This window comes from Pseudomonas sp. P110(2024), from assembly GCF_057480795.1.
In genome coordinates this window covers 64,801-81,662 of the sequence record NZ_JBLIYT010000018.1, presented here as the reverse complement: position 1 = coordinate 81,662, position 16,862 = coordinate 64,801, and the positions used below count along the sequence as shown (strand labels likewise).

Here is a 16,862-nt window from a genome sequence, read left to right as displayed (position 1 = left end):
CGACCGCTGGGTCGCTTCCATGAGCTAGATGCATGTACATAATTGCAAAGTGCGACTACTTTTCTACCTGCCAGAGCCTCTGGCCCGGGAGCAGAGCCGATACAACAGGGAGTTGATCGTGAACAAGTCCGTCAGTGAGGTGAAAGTGCTGGTAGTCGACGACCAGCCAGTGATCGTCGAAGAGTTGTGCGAATTTCTCGAAAGCGAGGGCTACCGTTGCGTCCCCGCCCATTCCACCGGCCAGGCCATCGACTGCTTCAAGGCCGACGAGACCATCGGCCTGATCCTGTGCGACCTGCACATGCCCGAGCGCGATGGCATCGAGCTGGTCCGCACCCTCAAGCAAAACGCAGGGCCGCAGCGCATGTTCGAGGCGATCATGCTGACCGGCCGCGCCGACAAGCAGGACGTGATCCGCGCCCTGCGCGAGGGCTTCGCCGACTACTACCAGAAGCCCATGGACCTCGACGAACTGCTCGAAGGCGTGCGCCGCCAGGAAGCGGCGCTGCTCGAACGGCGCCGCAACTTCCGCGAGCTGGGCAGCCTCAACCAGCGTCTGCAGGAGTTGGCCGAGTCCATCGATGATCTCTACCAGGACCTGGAAAAAGCCCGTGGCCAGGGCACCCACCGTCGCGCCAGCGATGCCGAGGACGGCGAGGCGGAGCTGCCCGCCGCCTTCGAGAAGCTGTCACCGCGCCAGCTTGAAGTGGCCCGGCTGGTAAGCAAGGGCAAGACCAACTACCAGATCGCCTGCGAGCTGGGCATCACCGAGAACACAGTGAAGCTGTACGTGTCGCAGGTGCTGCGCCTGACCCACATGCACAACCGCACGCAGTTGGCGCTGGCGTTGACTCCGCGTTCGTCGCCGGTGCATCAGCGGTTTACCACGCACTGACCTTGTGAATACCGCTCCTACACGATCGTGCCACAGCTTCAAGTGCTCAATTGTTCGACGAACTGATCTTGGTCCAGCGGTAGAAATCCGGAATCGCGTACTTGTAGCTGTCCAGCCAACGCTGCATGGCCTGGTCGCGTTCCTTGTCGGTCTGTTCCTGGCGCACGCTGGAGGCCTGGCGATTGCTCGCCTGTACCTGCAGCAGGGCCTCGGTGGCGGTCTGTGGGCGTGGCTGGCGCACAGGTTCTTCGGCCTGCGCCAGCAGCGGTGCGGCCAGGCAGGCCAGGACAATCCAGGGCTTGAACATGATCACCTCCCGATCAGTTGATGGCCGCGGCCGAAGACTCGGTCGCCGCCAGTGGGCCGCGCCCGTTGGACCTGATGCGCTGGGCCCGGGCCTGGGCCTCGGCGAATTGCTCGGGCTTCAGGCGCAGGCGATTGACCAAATCTTCCGCCTGCCGCCAGTTGTCCTGCACCAGCGACAGGGTCACCAGGTTCACCGCTGGCAGCGGGTTGTCGTCCTTGAGCTCGATGGCGGTGAGGAACTCGAAGCGCGCCTGTTCGTGGTTGCCCAGGTTCATCTGCACCACGCCCAGGTCGTTGCGCACCTTCTCGTCGGTTGGCGCCAGGCGTACCGCCCGCTGCAGGTTGCGCAAGGCCTGGACGTCATCGCCACGGGCCGAAGCCAGCTGGCCCAGGCCGTGCTCGCCCTCGGCGGCCAGGCAGCCGCCGAGCAGGCTGCGGTAGAGCGGCTCGGCCTCGCCGCGCCCGAGCTGGCGCAGTACCTTGGCCTTGCGCAGGCGGACCTGGTCGAGGGTGTCAGGCAGCTGTTCCAGGTGGGCCAGGCCCGCGTGCGGGCGGCCTTCGCTGATCATCTGGTCGGCCATGTCCAGGCTCAGTTGCTGGTCGGCATCGGGCTTGCCACAGGTGCCACCGCCGAGCAGACGGGCCAGGCCTTCGGGGGGCTGGCCGGCGCAACCGGTGAGCAGCAACAGGCCGATCAACGTCAGGATCGCTTTCATATCCATTTATCCCCTCATGAGCCCAAGGCCCGCGCCAGCGCGGAAAAACCTGGCCCGGCCAGGACGATCAGCAACGCCGGGAACAGGAACACCATCATCACCGCCGACATCTTCGCCGACATCTTCGACACCCGTTCCTGCAGGCCGGTCAGGCGCCGGTCGTCAAGCAACTCCTTGAGCGCCAGCAGCGACTTCATCGAGCCACTGCCCTGCACCAGCAGTTGCTGGAGAATGACGCAGGTGTCGATCAACTCGTCCACCGCCAGCAGGCGCGCGGTCTTTTCCAGCTCCGGTCCCAGGGCCAGGCCTGAGTCGACTCGCTGCAGGACCAGGCGCAATTCGTCACTGATGTTCGGTACCAGGCTGCAGCCTTCATGGGCCAGCACCCGCAGGGCCTGCTCCACCGCCAGCCCGGTTTCAAAGAGGATGCGCAGCAGCGGGATCAGCAGGCTCACCTCTTGGGCGATCTGCCGCTGGCGCCGCGCCGCCGCCAACACCAGCAAGCGCTTGGGCAGCAGGTAGCCCCCACCCATCGCGCAGAGCACCAGCACGCCCCAGTGCCCGCGGTTTTCCCCGGGCAAGCCATGGCCTAGCAGCAGCGCCACGCCCACCGCCAGCAGCGGCAAGCCCAACTGCACGGCGGCGAACAACGCCCGTTGCCGGCTGCGCCGCCAGCCCAGGCGATCGAGCAGCGCCTGGGTCTCGCCATCCAGCCGTTGCAGGCGCCGTCCCAGCGGGCTGCTGCCCAGCCACTGCAGCCAGTCGCCGAGCCGCTCGTCACGGACCAGCCGTCCCTGCAGGCGTCGCGCCACCCGCTGCCGGGCCCGCCATTGCTGGCCGACCTGCAAGGCCAGCAGCACGAACGCGGCAAACAAGAACAGCGCGCAAAGCAACAAGGCCATACTTACAGGCTCCTCATCATGCGCCACAGCACCAGGCAGCCGACGGCCTGCAGGGCGAAGGCGAACAGCAGCATCAGTTGCCCACTGCGGTCGTGCCACATGGCCAACAGATAGGTGGGATTGGCAAACAGGAAGTAGCCGACCATGGCCAACGGCAGCGCGCCGAGGATCCACGCGGTAATGCGTGTTTCGCCGGTCATGGCGCGCAGTTGCCGGTCGCCCTGCTCGTGTTCGCGAATCAGCTTGATCAGGTTCTCCATCAGCTCGCTGGCATTGCCGCCGTGACGCTGGTTGATGCGCAGCCCGAGGGCGAACATGCGCAGTTCGGCCTGGCCATAGAGTTCGGCGAATTCATTGACCGCATCCTCCAGCGGCACACCCAGTTGCACGTTGCGCCGTACCCTCAGCATCGCCGAGCGCAGCGGCTCGCGAGTACTGTCGACGCCGCCGAGCACCGCCTCGTTCAGGGTGCGACCGGCCTTGAGGCTGCGCACGCTGTAGTCGAGCAGGCCAGGCAGTTGCTGGACGATCTGCTGCAGGCGCCGCCGGCAGCGCCAGGCCAGGAAGAAATGGCCGAACAGCGGCAGGCCGAACAGCACCATCGACGCCACCACCCAGCCCGCCACCAGGCCGGCGAGCACGGTCAGCGCCAACCAGGCGAACAGCCACGGCCTGGGGGAAAATTCGGCATGGGCCAGGCCCGCCCGCTGCAGCAACGGGTCGAGCCAGTCGCGCCGGGCATTGCCGCTGCGCACGGCGCGGTAGGCCCGGCCCAGGCGTTCGAGGATGCGCTCCTCGCCACGCTTGTACAGGCCCAGGCGCAACAGCAGCAGCGCCATGCCCAGGCACAAGGGCGACAGCGCCAGCAGCAGCGGGCCCATCACAGCACGCCCTCGTGGCGCAGCTTGTTTCCCGCGGGGTTCGGCGCCTCGCGCAAGAAACCGTCGCCGCTGCGCCGGTCGAGGCGGAACAGGGTGTTCGTCACATACACATCATCGCGCACGCCGACCACTTCCAGCACCTCGCTGACGCAGCGCCGGCCATCGGCCAGTCGGGTCAGCTGGATCACCACGTCCAGCGCCGCGCAGATCATCTGCCGCAGGGTTTTCTCGGCCACCTGCCGGCCGGTCAGGCCGACCAGGGTCTCCAGGCGCAGCAGCGCGTCCTGGGCAGTGTTGGCGTGCACCGTGCTCATCGAACCGTCGTGGCCGGTGTTCATCGCGGTCATCACATCGAGCACCTCGGCGCCGCGGATCTCGCCGAGGATGATGCGGTCGGGGCGCATGCGCAGGGCGTTGCGGATCAGCTCGCTGGCCTTGATCTCGCCATGGCCTTCGGCATTTGGCGGGCGGGTCTCCAGGCGTACCACATGCGGGTGATGCAGTTGCAGCTCGGCCACATCCTCAATGGTCACCAGACGTTCCTGGGGCGCGATCATCTGGCTGAGGATGTTGAGCAAGGTGGTCTTGCCGGTGCCGGTGCCGCCGCTGACCAGGATGTTGCAACGTCGGCCCACGGCGCGTTCGAGGAAGTCGTAGATCGGCTGGTCGATGGCCCGGGTGGCCAGCAGGTCGGCGCTCTTGAGCATGTCCTGGCGGAACTTGCGGATCGACAGGCATGGCCCGTCCAGGGCCACCGGCGGGATGATCGCGTTGACCCGGCTGCCGTCGGGCATGCGCGCGTCGACCATCGGCGACGACTCGTCCAGGCGCCGCCCGAGGGGCGCAAGGATGCGCTGCATCACCCGCTCGACATGATGCGCGTCGATGAAGCGCAAGTCGGTTTGTTGCAACAGCCCCGCCCGCTCGACAAACACCCGGTACGGGCCGTTGACCAGGATCTCGGTGACGCTCGGATCGCGCAGCAGCACCTCCAGCGGGCCGTAGCCGGTCAGCTCGTCGACGATCTCCTCGGCCAGTCGCTCCATCTCGTAGCGCGACAGGGCCAGGCGCAGGCGCGCCACATAGTCGCCCACCTGTTCCAGGACGAACTGCGCCAGCACCGGTCGCGCCCCTTCGAGCAGGTTGCGGCCGCTGTCCTCGATGGCGTCGATGACGTGCCGGTGCAGCGCGCGCTTGAGCACCTGCGGATCGCTGGCCGCATGGCGCGGCCCGCCAAAGGGTTCTTCGTTGCTCATCGGTTGCCCCACAGCCGGTTGAGCCAGCCCTGGCCTGCCGGCGCCAGGTTTTCCGAGCGCTGCGCCAGGCGCTCGCCCAGGCCGCGCAGGGCCTGGGTCAGGCCTTCGCGCGGAGCCAGCTCGAACAGGCTCAAGCCCTGGTTCTTGGCGTTCAGGCGCACCTCCGGGCTGTAGGGCATGACCTTGAGCAAGGCCAGCCCGTAGCGTTTGGCCAGGGCGTCGGCATCCGGCGCCACATGGCGCAGGTAGCGGTCCACCAGCAGGCTGGCGTGTTCGAGCTTGATGCCGCGGTCGCGCCACTGTTCGAGCACATCCAGGTTGCGCCGGCAGTCGATGATGTTCTGGTCGGTGTAGACGATCAGCTTGTCGCAGTGGCTGACGATGGTGCGCAGGGCCTCGCTGTCGGCCTGGCCGGTGAGGTTCACGACGATGTGCTGGAAGTGCTGGCGCAAGGCGCTGAGCAGCATGTACAGCTCGGCGGCGCTGGACTGTGCCAGGGCTTCGTCGTTGTCGGCATAGGCCAGGATGCGCAAGCCGCCCTTGTCGCGGGTGAAGGCGCTGTCGATCAGGGTCGCGTCGAGCCGACGCAGGTGACGCAGGGCGTCGCCGAAATGAAACGAGGCCTCCAGGCCCAATAGGGCCAGGCTGTCGCCCCGGGGCAGGCCGAGATCAAGCAGCAGAGTCTGCTGGCCGCTCTCCTGCACCACCCGCGCCAGGTGCGTGGTGAGCAGCGCGCCGTCGGCGCCGCGCTGGGTGCCGAAGAGCACGGTCAGGCCGCCCAGGCTGGGGTTGCTGGTGGCCGTCGGCAGGCGCTTGCCCAGGCGCCGCACCAACCCCGCCACCTCGCTGGCCCGCGAACCATAGGCGACGAAGTCGCGGGCGCCGGCGCGCATGGCGTGCAGCACCAGCTGGTTGTCCATGCCGTCGCCGAGGGCGACGATGGCCAGCATCGGCTTGGCTTCGAGCATGCCCTCGATCAGCGCGCACTGGCCGATCAACTGCTCGCGGTCCAGGCCGATGAACACCAGGTTGCTGAAGGTCATGTCGACCAGCGCCAGCAGCTCGTCGAGGTTCGGGCTGCTGGCGCCGATCACCTGCCCCAGCGGCGCCAGCGCGCCCTGCAGCCAGTGCAGGTCCTCGTCGGTGCGGGTCAGGGCCAGGTAGGTCTGGTTCAGGCTTTCGTTCATTGGGACAACCCGCCACGGCCTTCGAAGTTGCCGTTTTCCATGAAGAACAGGCGGCCCCAGCTGGGGTCGTAGGTGCGCAACGCCTCGCCCGGCAGTTCCGGCAGGCGCGCATTGGCGGCCAGCGGCTGGACCAGGTGCGGGGTGACGATCATCAACAGCTCGGTCTCCTCGCGATTGAGCGCCGACTGGCGGAAGAACGCACCGATGATCGGCAGGTTGCCCAGGCCCGGCATCTTGTCCACGTTCGAACGCACGTTGCTGCTGATCAGGCCACTGATGATGAAGCTCTCGCCATCGGCCAGGGAAATGCTGGTATCGGTACGCCGCACGCTGAGCCCCGGCACCCGGGTGCCGGCGATGACCACCGAATTGTTGAAGTCCAGCTCGCTGACCTCGGGGGCGACCTTCAGGGTGATGCGGTTGCGGCTGACCACCGTGGGGGTCAGCGCCAGGCGCACGCCGAACTCCTTGTACTCGATCGACACGTTGTCGCTGCCGCTGCTGGGCACCGGGATGGGGATCTCGCCACCGGCCAGGAAACTTGCGGTCAGCCCGCTCAGCACGGTGAGGCTGGGGCGCGCCAGGGTATAGGCGAAACCGCTGTTCTCCAGGGCGTTGATCATTGCCAGGAAGCGGCTGCTGCCGCCGCCCCAGACAATGTTGAAGACGCTGTTGTCGAGGGGGATGCCGGGCCGGGCGTCGGCGTAGTTGGCCGAGCTCGGCACGCTGGCGGTGCTCGGCACGTAGCCCGGGCGCACCACCGTGTCGGGCACGGTGCCGGGCGAGCCGATCAGGCTGTTGTTCGAGCCCTTGAAGAACAACCGCGCCCCGGCCTCCTTGTACTTGAGGCGGCGCACTTCGACGAAGCGGATATCAGCCTGCACCTGCACCGGCAGGTCCTCCTGGGCGGAGGGCAGTTGCGCCGTTTCCGTCATGTCGGCGCTGGCCCGGCCCTTGACAAACAACATGGCCCGGTGCGGCTGCGCGGTGCAGTCGGTCCACAGCATCAGGCTGGTGGTGCCCTGCCCCACCGCCGTCAGCAGCACGGCGCGCTCGCCGCTGGGCTGCACATCGGCCACCTTGGGCTCGCCCACCGCGGCCCGGGTGATGGCCACCGGCAGGCGCAGTTCCTGCTGCAAGCCCTGGTCCATCTCGATCACCGACGGCAACTGGCCGAACGCGGCGCAACCCTTGGCCGCCGCCTGCGCAGTCGGCGCCAGCAGGGCCAGGACCAGCAGCGCCGGGACCAGCCATCCGCCTCGTGGAGTAACACGCAAAGAAATACGCATGGATCGCATCCTTGCCGGTTCAGGGAGTCTTGTTGTTATCGCCGTTCTGGGCGCCGCGAATGATCTGCATCGCTGGGGCGCCAGCCGCGGCGGCGGCCGCCTGGCTGGCCAGGGGCACCTGGGACAGCTGGCTGAAGCGATAGAGGTCGCGGTTGGCACTCTGCAACTGCGGGCTGGCGTCCTGGCCGGACCAGTAGGCCGCCAGCAGTGGCTCCTCGGCGCTGCGCACCGCCAGGCGCAAGGTCCCGGCCTGGGCCGCCAGCATCAGCCGGCTGGCCAGGGCTTCTGGCACGGCCAGGCCCACGGTGCGGGTGGTGTTGCTGTTCAGCGATTGCTGGTCGCGACGGGCCTTCTGCTCTTCGGCTGTCTGCGCCGGACGCCCGTCGTTGGCCAGGCCGGTCTGCTGGTCGACGCTGAGCACGCGCAGGGCCGGCAGCACCACCTGGGCGGAGGACTGCGGGTTGTTGTTCTCCTCGCGCAGAAACAGCAGCACGTCGACGAAGTCACCCGGGCGCAACTGCCCGGCGGCGCCGATCACATCGTCGACGGCCACCGCCACGGCGCGCTCGTGGGGGCGGATCATCCGCGCCAGCGGTCCGCCGGCCTGGAAGCTCGACTCCTCCAGCCAACTGCCTGCCGCCAGGGGCCGGATGCTGCGGCGCCCGAGCACCTGGTCGAGTTGCTGGAAGGCGCCGGCCGGCACCACCTGCAGGCGTTCGACCAGCACATCGTCCTCGCTCAAGGGGGTGTTGGCCGGCACCGCCCTGCGCAACACCACGATGGGCGAGCGCGGCGGCTCGGGAGGGGCGACGGGGACGGGCGCGGCGGGGATCGCCGCTTCGCTCGGAGGCGCCAATGGCGCTGGCGCGGGCTCGGCCGGGCGGCTCAAACGCAGGCCCCAGTACCCGGCGAGCAAGGCCGCGATCAGGAACAGGCCGGCGAGGATCATGGTCAGGCGACTGCTCATCTGCGCTCTCCCCCCACGCCTGGGACCAATGATGGCAAAAGGTAACTATTTCGCTATTGGACGGTAGCTGAGCCGCCATCTTTCGCCATTACCTGCACCGCATTTTTAGAGCCATGAAATTGACGCGTCGGCAAAACAAAAACTTAGCATCGCCAATTACAACCAATACTTTTGGATTAATGCCTTCTTACATTTGCAGGTCGCCACAGCTTGGCAATGCTCTGATGGCAAAGGGGTATCACTTATCAAGCCCCGCCGACCGGCGCCCATCGAGCGCAAGGAGTAGTGCCATGCTGCTGCAACAAATCCTCATCCATGTAAGGGCTTTCCTCCAGCGCAAGGACGGCGCCTCCGGTATCGAATACGCCGTGATCGCGGCCATGGTGGCGGTGGTGCTGGCCGGCTTCGTCACGCCGATCTCGACCGAGGTATCGGCCATCATGACCACCATCAAGACCGCGATCACCCAGTGACCGCAGCACCTGCATGACGTGTAGTCCCACTGCCTGGAGCCGACCATGCCGACCTCTTCCTTGCGTCAACAGATCCTGCTGGTGGACGACGAGGAAGAGGCCCTTCTGGAACTGGCCGAGCTGCTGGAGAACGAGGGCTTCTGTTGCCACACCGCCACCTCGGTGCGCTGCGCCCTGCAGCAATTGACCCGCCACCCCGATGTCGCCCTGGTAATCACCGACCTGCGCATGCCCGAGGAAAGCGGCCTGGGCCTGGTGCAGCGCCTGCGTGAGCACACCGCGCGCCAGCACCTGCCGGTGATCGTGATGTCCGGGCATGCCGACATGGACGATGTCAGCGACCTGCTGCGGCTGCAGGTGCTCGACCTGTTCCGCAAGCCGATCTACCACGCACGGCTACTCGAGACGCTGGAGAACCTGTTTCCCAAGCCATTGATGCAGGCCGTCAAATAGCTTGCGCGCTCCTACAGCTGATAACTGAAACTGAGGTTCAGCCGTGGCCGCCGGTTGAAGCTGTCCAGGGCGATGTCCGACATCGGCTTGGCCACCTCGACCGCGATGTTGTAGTAGCGCATATCGCCGAACCGCAGCCCCAGCGCCGCCGATGACATCTTCGTGTCCTCCACGTCCAGCGCGTTGAACCAGGCCCGCGCCGTGTCGAGTGCCACGTACGGCTGCACGACCTTGAGCCAGGCGCCGTCACGCCGGAAGCTGTAGTTGAGCTCGTAGGCCAACCCCCAGCCCTTGTCGCCCGAGCCCTGGTCGCTGGGGTAACCCCGCCCGAAGTTCTGCCCGCCGAACACCGCCCGTTCGCTGTCGGGCAGGCTGTCGTTGCTCCAGTAGGCTGCCGCCGAGGCCACACCCTGCCAGTTGTCGGTGAAGTTGTCGCTCTGCACCCCCGATACCCGCAGGCGCAGGAAGTCCAGGTCGTAGTCGGCATTGGTGCTGGCCCCCAGGCGGTCAAGGCCCTGGTAGACACCGGCACTGAGGATGCGCAGGCGCCGTGCCTCGGCCTTGCGCCAGTCCCCTTCGAAGGACAGCGCACGAATATCGGTCTGGCTGTCCAGGCGCAACGGAAAGCCCACCACCTGGTAGTCGATGCGGTCGTTGACCACGTAGAAGCGCCCGACCACCTCCAACCATTCGCTGGGCGAGGCGATCAATGTCTGGCTGATGCCCATCGAGTAGCGATCGTTCTCGCGGTGCTGGGTCAGGTCGATGCCGTTGTCCAGGCGGATGCGCGCCTTGGGATCGCTGCGGTAGCGCGAGGCCGACAGCAGCAGCTTCGAGCCCTCGGCATCGAGGAACTGGCTGTAGTCGAGGCGGTAGTAATGCTCCTTGTCTTCGCCGGGCGGCACCAGCACGCTGGCGCTCAGTTGCTCGGCAAAACGCGTTTGCGCGTTGCTGCTGGCGCCGATCAACGCCTGCAGGTCGTCGCGGCTGCCGTCGTTGAGGCTCAGGGTGGTCGTGATCGGTTTGCGCGAGACCTCGGCCAGGAGCCGGGTCGCGCCATCGGTGGTGGCCGGGGGCGGCACCTGGGCCTGGAAGGTCACCCCGGGGATGCGCCCGGCCAGGCTGGTGTAGCGCTCGAAGCTCTCACGGGTCAGCGGACGCTCGGCCTTGAGGCGGTCCATCAACTGGTCCAGGTAGGCGCGCGCCGCGCCGATATCGCCCTGTACCTGATAGTCGTGGATGTAGCCTTCCACCAAAACCACCCGCACCCGACCATCGGCGAAGTCCTGGGGCGGCAGGTAGGCGTACGAAAGCAAGTACCCGTCTTGCTGGTAGCGTTGGGTCAGGCGACGGGTGACCTCGATCAGCTCGGCGAGTGTCACCTCACGGCCAATCAACGGCTGGAAATGCTCACGCAGGTCGCTCAATGGATAGACGGTGCCGCCTTCGAAGCGCACCTTGCGCACCGCCACCTGCGTGCTCATCAACAGCGGCGATTGGCGCGCGCTGTCCACGGTGGGCACGTGCAGGCCGGCGGGGCCGGGGCGATAGGCATCCACCGGCAGGTTCGGCGTGGGCAGGCGGCGCTCGGTCTCGTTGCTGTTGAGAAAACTCGGCAGGGGTTCGGCCCGGGCCAGGCTGGCCACGGACAGCGCCAGCATCGTCACCAGCAATCGGCGCATTCGGACACTCCATGATCCAAGGGTGACAGGGTGACCGACCGGCGCACGGCGCACCGGTCGGCCTCACTCACCTTTAGCGTAGCCCGTCGCGTCAGCGCTGCCCGCCTGCCAGGGCGCCGGTCAAGCCACCCAGGGCGCCGCCGAGACCGCTGCCCTGTGCGCCATTGGCGTTGACCAGGGTGCCGGCCTGGCCGACCGTTGCGCCCACCGCCGTCACCGTTGCGCCCAGCTGGCTGACCGTCGGGTTGGCCGTGGCGCCGGTCAATTGCGTGCCGACGGTACCCACCGCGCCACCCACCTGGTTCAGCAACCCGGCCACCGGCGCTCCCGCGCCCGTGCTGGCACCGATCTGCTGGGTCACGCTGGACACACCGGCGACCACCGGACTGAGTCCGCTGCCCACCTGCTGGGTGAGTGCCGCGGCAGGAGCACCTGCCGCCGTGTTGGTCACGCCGTTGCCGCCGAGCACCGGGCCCAGGCTGGCAACGCTGTTGCCCGCCTGCACCACGTTGCCGCCGATACCGCCAACCGTCGGGCTGCCAATACTCGCGGCCAAGCCACTACCGGCACCTGCCACCACCCCACCAGCGGTTTCCAGCAGCCCGGTACGCGCGCCGCCGGTGACCGGCGCCAGCCCGCTGGCGGTGCTCACGGTGGTGCCGGTATTGGCGACTGCCTGCCCAAGCGTGGTGCCCAGTGGATTGCCCGAACCCGCCAGTTGCTGGCCGGCCTGGTTCAGGACCGTGCCGGTTTGATTCAACGCCTGGTTGAGCGGGCCGGCGAGCCCGGTCTGCCGGGTGACGTTGGCCGTGGTGTTTTCCACCAGCGAGACCACCGGCACCAGGGCATCACTCGCGCCTTGGGTCGCACCGGCCAGCGGACCGCTGGTGCCGACCGGCGAGAGCGTGTTGCCAAGCATGGTCACCGCCTGGCCGACCCGGTCGACACCCTGCCCGGCCCCGGCGACCAGCTGGTTGACCACCGGCACTTGCTCGACCGGCCCGTTGCTGGCCAGTCCGGTCACGCCCTGGCCAAGGCCAGAGACCCCCGTGCCCAGGTCGGCGGTTGCCGCGCCGACCACGCCGACCGTGGTACCCACGGCATTGTTGCCAGTGCCCAGTTGCCCCAGGCCGTCGCTCAAGCCGCTGCCGACACTGTCCACCGCGTTGCCGGCGGACGAGACCAGCGCGCCCACACCGCCGGTCAGCGAGGTATCGCCGGCGATGGGCAGCGAGCCGATCACCTGGCCCAGGTTGCTCACGCCGTCACCGACACCGGAGACGGTGTTGCCCAGTTGATCGACCACCTGGCCGGTGACCAGGGCGGTAGGGGTCGTGCCACCGCCCGTGCCGCCATCGCCGCCGCCGGGCGTGGTGCCGCCGCCGGAGCCGCCGCTGCCCCCACCCGTGCCTGCGCTGCCATCGCCCGGGGTGCTGCCACCACCGGTGCCCGTGCCACCGCCACCGGCCCCGCCGCCCGAGTCTCCAGCACCCGCACCGGTGCCTGCGCCCGTACCGCCGTCGGCCGAGGAACCATCGACCTCACTGTGATGCCCACCTCCGCCACTGCTGCAACCGGTGAGGCCCAGGGACATGACCATCGTCAGCGCCGTTGCGGCCCTGATCCACGCTTGAGTGTTCATGGGAAGACTCCCGCTGCTGGTTGTTGTACTCACAACCAGCAGTGAAAGCCGAGGACAGCGAAACAGGTAGTTCACAACTTGGTGTTAGTACCTGTGGTAGAGGACGGCGGGCGCTGCGCAAACCTATGAAATCAAGCTGATTTCATCCTGTAGACGAAGCCTGGTGACGCAAGTATTAGTACTAAGTCATTAGCACAAGCGACTGCGGAGCGGTCTTGCCAAGACTTCAGCCCCCATGACCTCGAATCAAACCACGCCCTGCGCCAACATCGCATCAGCGACCTTGACGAAGCCAGCAATGTTGGCGCCCTTGACGTAGTTGATGCTGCCATTGGCCTCTTCGCCATAGTGCACGCACGCATGGTGGATCGACTGCATGATGTGGTGCAGCTTGCTGTCCACCTCGCCCGCGGTCCACAACAGGCGCATGGCATTCTGCGACATCTCCAGGCCCGACACGGCCACGCCACCGGCATTGGAAGCCTTGCCCGGCGCATAGAGGATGCCGGCCTCGATGAAGATATCCACAGCCTCCAGGGTGGTCGGCATGTTGGCGCCCTCGGCCACACAGATACAGCCGTTGCGCAGCAGGGTACGGGCGTCCTCGGCGTTCAGTTCGTTCTGGGTGGCGCACGGCAGGGCGATGTCGCACGGCAGGGACCACGGCGTCTGGCCCTTGCGGAACTCCAGGCCGAACGAACCGGCCAGCTCGCTGAGGCGGCCGCGCTTGACGTTCTTCAGTTCCATCAGCGCATCCCATTGCGCGTCGTTCAGGCCGGCTTCGCAGAACAGGGTGCCTTCGGAGTCGGACAGCGAGATCACCTTGCCGCCCAGGTCCATGACCTTGCGCGCAGCGTACTGGGCGACGTTGCCGGAGCCTGAGATCGCCACGCGGCGACCGTCGATGCGTTTGTCCTGACGCTTGAGCATCTCTTCGGCGAAGTACACGCAACCGTAGCCGGTGGCCTCCGGGCGAATCAGGCTGCCGCCGTAGGTCATGCCCTTACCGGTCAGCACCGAGGTGAACTGGTTGGCCAGGCGCTTGTACTGGCCGAACAGGAAGCCGATCTCACGGGCGCCGACGCCGATATCACCGGCCGGTACATCAAGGTCGGCACCGATATGACGGTACAGCTCGCTCATGAACGCCTGGCAGAAACGCATCACCTCGGCGTCGCTCTTGCCCTTGGGGTCGAAGTCCGAACCGCCCTTGCCACCGCCCATGGGCAGCGAGGTCAGCGAGTTCTTGAACACCTGCTCGAAGGCCAGAAACTTGAGCACGCCCAGGTTCACCGACGGGTGGAAGCGCAGGCCGCCCTTGTACGGGCCGATGGCGCTGCTCATCTGGATGCGGTAGCCGCGGTTGACCTGCACCTTGCCTTGGTCATCGACCCATGACACGCGGAACAGCACCGCGCGCTCGGGCTCGACCATGCGCTCGAGGATGCCGGCCTTGAGGTAGTGAGGGTTTTGTTCGAGGAACGGCCACAGGCTGCGTAACACTTCTTCCACGGCCTGGTGGAACTCGGGCTGAGCCGGGTCGCGCTGTTGCAGGCGGGCCAGGAAATCGTCGACAGATTCGATCATGGTAGACATCTCACCAAGAGGGATTGTTTTTGGTTTTTTCCCGAATGTACCAAGAACCAATCGCACTGGAACAGGGCGCAATGTCGTTTTTATGAAATTATTTGGTGCGTTTTCTATAAGTGTATACAAAATTCTAGACACAGGATCTTGCTTGGCTGATCGGCTTGAACCCGGCTATCGCAAGGCAAGCCCGCTTCCACCTTGCCCCGCCGACGCTCGAATGCCAGGCACAAAAATGGGGCCCCGAAGGGCCCCATTGCTGTGCAGCGAAATCCGGCTTACTGGGCCAGTTTCTTGTGTCGTACACGGTGCGGCTGGGCAGCGGCGTCGCCCAGGCGCTTCTTGCGGTCGGCTTCGTACTCGGTGTAGTTGCCCTCGAAGAACACCACGCTCGAGTCGTCTTCGTACGCCAGGATGTGCGTGGCCACACGGTCCAGGAACCAACGATCGTGGGAAATCACGATGGCGGCGCCCGGGAAGTCCAGCAGGGCTTCTTCTAGGGAACGCAGGGTTTCGACGTCGAGGTCGTTGGACGGTTCGTCGAGCAGCAGGACGTTGCCGCCCTCCTTCAGGGTCAGGGCCAGGTGCAGGCGGCCACGCTCACCACCGGAGAGGTCCTTGACGAACTTCTGCTGGTCGCCACCCTTGAAGTTGAAGCGGCCGACGTAGGTGCGCGACGGAATCTCGTAGCTGCCGATGCGGATCTGGTCGGAACCGTCGGAGATCTGCTGGAACACGGTCTTGCTGCCGTCCAGGTCCTCGCGGCTCTGGTCGACGCAGGCCAGTTGCACGGTTTCACCGATCTCGATGCTGCCCGAGTCCGGCTGCTCCTTGCCCATCAGCATGCGGAACAGGGTCGACTTACCGGCACCGTTGCCGCCGATCACGCCGACGATGGCGCCCTTGGGCATGGCGAACGACAGGTTGTCGATCAGCACGCGATCACCGTAGCCCTTGGTGACGTTCTTGAACTCGATGACCTTGTCGCCCAGGCGCGGACCGGCCGGGATGTAGATCTCGTTGGTCTCGCTGCGCTTCTGGAATTCCTGCGACTGCATCTCTTCGAAACGCTGCAGACGGGCCTTGGACTTGGACTGGCGGGCCTTGGCGCCTTTGCGCACCCACTCCAGTTCCTCTTTCATGGCCTTCTCGTGGGCGCTCTGCTGCTTGGATTCCTGGGCCAGACGCTCCGACTTGGCCTCCAGCCAGCCCGAGTAGTTGCCTTCGTACGGGATGCCAGCGCCGCGGTCCAGTTCGAGGATCCAGCCGGCGACGTTGTCGAGGAAGTAACGGTCGTGGGTGATCGCCACCACGGTGCCGGGGAAGTCGTGGAGGAAACGCTCAAGCCAGGCCACCGAGTCGGCGTCCAGGTGGTTGGTCGGTTCGTCCAGCAGCAGCATGTCGGGAGCCGACAGCAGCAGGCGGCACAGGGCCACGCGGCGCTTCTCGCCACCGGACAGGTGCTCGATCTTGGCGTCCCAGGCCGGCAGGCGCAAGGCGTCGGCGGCAACGTCCAGCTGACGCTCCAAGTTGTGGCCGTCGGCGGCCTGCAGGATAGCCTCGAGCTTGGCCTGCTCGGCGGCCAGCTTGTCGAAGTCGGCGTCGGGGTCGGCGTAGGCGGCGTAGACCTCGTCCAGGCGGGCCTGGGCGTCCTTGATCACGCTGACCGCTTCCTCGACCACTTCACGCACGGTCTTGGTCGGATCCAGCTGCGGCTCCTGGGGCAGGTAGCCGACGTTGATGTCGGGCATCGGACGGGCTTCGCCGTCGAATTCCTTGTCGACGCCCGCCATGATCCGCAGCAGGGTCGATTTACCCGCGCCGTTCAGGCCCAGCACGCCGATCTTGGCGCCAGGGAAGAACGACAGGGAAATGTTCTTGAGAATTTCCCGCTTCGGCGGCACGACCTTGCTCAGCCGATGCATGGTGTAGACGTATTGAGCCAAAACCAAGCCCTCTATCAGATAGGTAAAGACACGCGCCCCGGCATGGGCCAGGGGGATGTGATTACGGGGTGTCGTTGAACAAAGTGGGCCATTCTACGCCAACTCGCGGCGTTGCACAGATGGGTAGATGGCGGCGCCGTTCGGCGGCTACCGCGGGTCAAGCCCGCTCCCACGCCACGGCGTTGTTGCATGGGAGCGGGGTTGGCCCGCGATCAAGGTGACGCAGGCTCAGACGTGCGCTTGCTTGACCTTGCCGCGCGGCAGGCGGCAACGGTCCGACTGCTCGGCCAGGCGCGCGGCCCAGGCGGCCTTGACGCTGAAGCCGCCATTGCGGGCAGGTTTTTCCGCAGCCTTGGCGGCGGGCTTGCTCGCGGCCTTGGCGGGCGCGGCAACAGGCTTGCCAGCCGCCGGGGTGACGGCCTCGACCGCAGGCATGGCCTGCTTGCGCAGTTCGGCCAGCGACGGCGTCTTGTTGGCACTGGCGGCAGCCGTGTCCGGCTTGGCCAGCGAACGCTGGCAGGTCTTGCAGGATACGTCCTCGGTCACGGCAGTGCTGACCAGGGTCTGACTGCTGCGCCCACAGGCGGAATCGAGGCCATTGGTGGAATAGTGGGTAACCAAAACCGTACATCTCCGTTGCGTTGACTATGAAGCGGGCGGCATTCTCGCACAGGTTGCAG

General features: G+C 66.4%; 16 protein-coding genes. 3 read left to right on the top strand and 13 right to left on the bottom strand.

The window, feature by feature from the left end:
* Nucleotides 1-112 precede the first annotated feature (112 nt).
* On the top strand, nucleotides 113-895 hold the full coding sequence (locus tag AC25ND_RS24335; protein WP_189660374.1) for a response regulator: 783 nt from the start codon (nucleotides 113-115) through the stop codon (nucleotides 893-895).
* A 46-nt stretch (nucleotides 896-941) separates the two neighbouring features.
* On the opposite strand, the gene AC25ND_RS24330 is transcribed toward AC25ND_RS24335, so the two are convergent.
* The 8 genes from AC25ND_RS24330 to cpaB are packed head-to-tail and all read right to left on the bottom strand — an operon-like array spanning nucleotide 942 to nucleotide 8,399.
* Entirely contained in the window at nucleotides 942-1,202 is a 261-nt protein-coding gene (locus tag AC25ND_RS24330; protein WP_028691366.1) for a DUF3613 domain-containing protein, read from the bottom strand.
* Nucleotides 1,203-1,215: 13 nt separating this feature from the next.
* Entirely contained in the window at nucleotides 1,216-1,917 is a 702-nt protein-coding gene (locus tag AC25ND_RS24325) for a tetratricopeptide repeat protein (protein WP_207852033.1), read from the bottom strand.
* Between the two features lie 14 nt (nucleotides 1,918-1,931).
* Nucleotides 1,932-2,819 (bottom strand): type II secretion system F family protein, encoded by an 888-nt coding sequence (locus AC25ND_RS24320; RefSeq protein WP_486976621.1) that lies wholly within the window; start codon nucleotides 2,817-2,819, stop codon nucleotides 1,932-1,934.
* A 2-nt stretch (nucleotides 2,820-2,821) separates the two neighbouring features.
* Nucleotides 2,822-3,703, bottom strand: coding sequence for a type II secretion system F family protein (locus AC25ND_RS24315; protein ID WP_349739034.1), 882 nt, complete (start codon nucleotides 3,701-3,703; stop codon nucleotides 2,822-2,824).
* The gene (locus AC25ND_RS24310) at nucleotides 3,700-4,956 is read right to left on the bottom strand and encodes a TadA family conjugal transfer-associated ATPase (protein ID WP_028691362.1); all 1,257 of its coding nucleotides are present in this window, start codon (nucleotides 4,954-4,956) and stop codon (nucleotides 3,700-3,702) included. Before AC25ND_RS24310 ends, AC25ND_RS24315 begins: the two co-directional genes overlap by 4 nt.
* Nucleotides 4,953-6,143, bottom strand: a complete 1,191-nt coding sequence (locus tag AC25ND_RS24305) for a CpaE/TadZ family protein (protein WP_028691361.1) — start codon at nucleotides 6,141-6,143, stop codon at nucleotides 4,953-4,955. Before AC25ND_RS24305 ends, AC25ND_RS24310 begins: the two co-directional genes overlap by 4 nt.
* On the bottom strand, nucleotides 6,140-7,432 hold the full coding sequence (locus AC25ND_RS24300) for a type II and III secretion system protein family protein (RefSeq protein ID WP_182324529.1): 1,293 nt from the start codon (nucleotides 7,430-7,432) through the stop codon (nucleotides 6,140-6,142). Before AC25ND_RS24300 ends, AC25ND_RS24305 begins: the two co-directional genes overlap by 4 nt.
* Nucleotides 7,433-7,451: 19 nt before the next feature.
* The gene (cpaB, locus tag AC25ND_RS24295; RefSeq protein ID WP_486976620.1) at nucleotides 7,452-8,399 is read right to left on the bottom strand and encodes a Flp pilus assembly protein CpaB; all 948 of its coding nucleotides are present in this window, start codon (nucleotides 8,397-8,399) and stop codon (nucleotides 7,452-7,454) included.
* A 290-nt stretch (nucleotides 8,400-8,689) separates the two neighbouring features.
* Between cpaB and AC25ND_RS24290 the strand changes: the two genes are divergently transcribed.
* Nucleotides 8,690-8,872, top strand: coding sequence for a Flp family type IVb pilin (locus AC25ND_RS24290; protein WP_028691358.1), 183 nt, complete (start codon nucleotides 8,690-8,692; stop codon nucleotides 8,870-8,872).
* 45 nt (nucleotides 8,873-8,917) lie between these two features.
* Nucleotides 8,918-9,325, top strand: coding sequence for a response regulator (locus tag AC25ND_RS24285; RefSeq protein ID WP_028691357.1), 408 nt, complete (start codon nucleotides 8,918-8,920; stop codon nucleotides 9,323-9,325).
* 11 nt (nucleotides 9,326-9,336) lie between these two features.
* Here AC25ND_RS24285 and AC25ND_RS24280 read toward each other — a convergent pair whose 3' ends face one another.
* The 5 genes from AC25ND_RS24280 to AC25ND_RS24260 form a co-directional block, all read right to left on the bottom strand.
* Nucleotides 9,337-11,007, bottom strand: coding sequence for a ShlB/FhaC/HecB family hemolysin secretion/activation protein (locus AC25ND_RS24280; protein WP_288518931.1), 1,671 nt, complete (start codon nucleotides 11,005-11,007; stop codon nucleotides 9,337-9,339).
* Nucleotides 11,008-11,098: 91 nt separating this feature from the next.
* The gene (locus AC25ND_RS24275; protein WP_288518933.1) at nucleotides 11,099-12,649 is read right to left on the bottom strand and encodes a collagen-like triple helix repeat-containing protein; all 1,551 of its coding nucleotides are present in this window, start codon (nucleotides 12,647-12,649) and stop codon (nucleotides 11,099-11,101) included.
* 246 nt (nucleotides 12,650-12,895) lie between these two features.
* Nucleotides 12,896-14,236: an NADP-specific glutamate dehydrogenase gene (gene gdhA, locus AC25ND_RS24270; RefSeq protein WP_028691354.1), complete on the bottom strand. Its 1,341-nt coding sequence runs from the start codon at nucleotides 14,234-14,236 to the stop codon at nucleotides 12,896-12,898.
* Nucleotides 14,237-14,514: 278 nt separating this feature from the next.
* The gene (gene ettA, locus AC25ND_RS24265; RefSeq protein WP_028691353.1) at nucleotides 14,515-16,182 is read right to left on the bottom strand and encodes an energy-dependent translational throttle protein EttA; all 1,668 of its coding nucleotides are present in this window, start codon (nucleotides 16,180-16,182) and stop codon (nucleotides 14,515-14,517) included.
* A 228-nt stretch (nucleotides 16,183-16,410) separates the two neighbouring features.
* A complete protein-coding gene (locus AC25ND_RS24260; RefSeq protein ID WP_062362092.1) occupies nucleotides 16,411-16,803 on the bottom strand; it encodes a hypothetical protein in 393 nt (130 codons plus the stop codon).
* Nucleotides 16,804-16,862: the final 59 nt, after the last annotated feature.

What these genes read in the sequence shown, in the direction of transcription:
- AC25ND_RS24330 (WP_028691366.1), bottom strand. Translation starts at nt 1,202, where the DNA reads ATGTTCAAGCCCTGGATTGTCCTGGCCTGCCTGGCCGCACCGCTGCTG.
- AC25ND_RS24325 (WP_207852033.1), bottom strand. Translation starts at nt 1,917, where the DNA reads ATGAAAGCGATCCTGACGTTGATCGGCCTGTTGCTGCTCACCGGTTGC.
- AC25ND_RS24320 (WP_486976621.1), bottom strand. Translation starts at nt 2,819, where the DNA reads ATGGCCTTGTTGCTTTGCGCGCTGTTCTTGTTTGCCGCGTTCGTGCTG.
- AC25ND_RS24310 (WP_028691362.1), bottom strand. Translation starts at nt 4,956, where the DNA reads ATGAGCAACGAAGAACCCTTTGGCGGGCCGCGCCATGCGGCCAGCGAT.
- AC25ND_RS24305 (WP_028691361.1), bottom strand. Translation starts at nt 6,143, where the DNA reads ATGAACGAAAGCCTGAACCAGACCTACCTGGCCCTGACCCGCACCGAC.
- AC25ND_RS24300 (WP_182324529.1), bottom strand. Translation starts at nt 7,432, where the DNA reads ATGCGTATTTCTTTGCGTGTTACTCCACGAGGCGGATGGCTGGTCCCG.
- cpaB (WP_486976620.1), bottom strand. Translation starts at nt 8,399, where the DNA reads ATGAGCAGTCGCCTGACCATGATCCTCGCCGGCCTGTTCCTGATCGCG.
- AC25ND_RS24290 (WP_028691358.1), top strand. Translation starts at nt 8,690, where the DNA reads ATGCTGCTGCAACAAATCCTCATCCATGTAAGGGCTTTCCTCCAGCGC.
- AC25ND_RS24285 (WP_028691357.1), top strand. Translation starts at nt 8,918, where the DNA reads ATGCCGACCTCTTCCTTGCGTCAACAGATCCTGCTGGTGGACGACGAG.
- AC25ND_RS24280 (WP_288518931.1), bottom strand. Translation starts at nt 11,007, where the DNA reads ATGCGCCGATTGCTGGTGACGATGCTGGCGCTGTCCGTGGCCAGCCTG.
- AC25ND_RS24275 (WP_288518933.1), bottom strand. Translation starts at nt 12,649, where the DNA reads ATGAACACTCAAGCGTGGATCAGGGCCGCAACGGCGCTGACGATGGTC.
- gdhA (WP_028691354.1), bottom strand. Translation starts at nt 14,236, where the DNA reads ATGATCGAATCTGTCGACGATTTCCTGGCCCGCCTGCAACAGCGCGAC.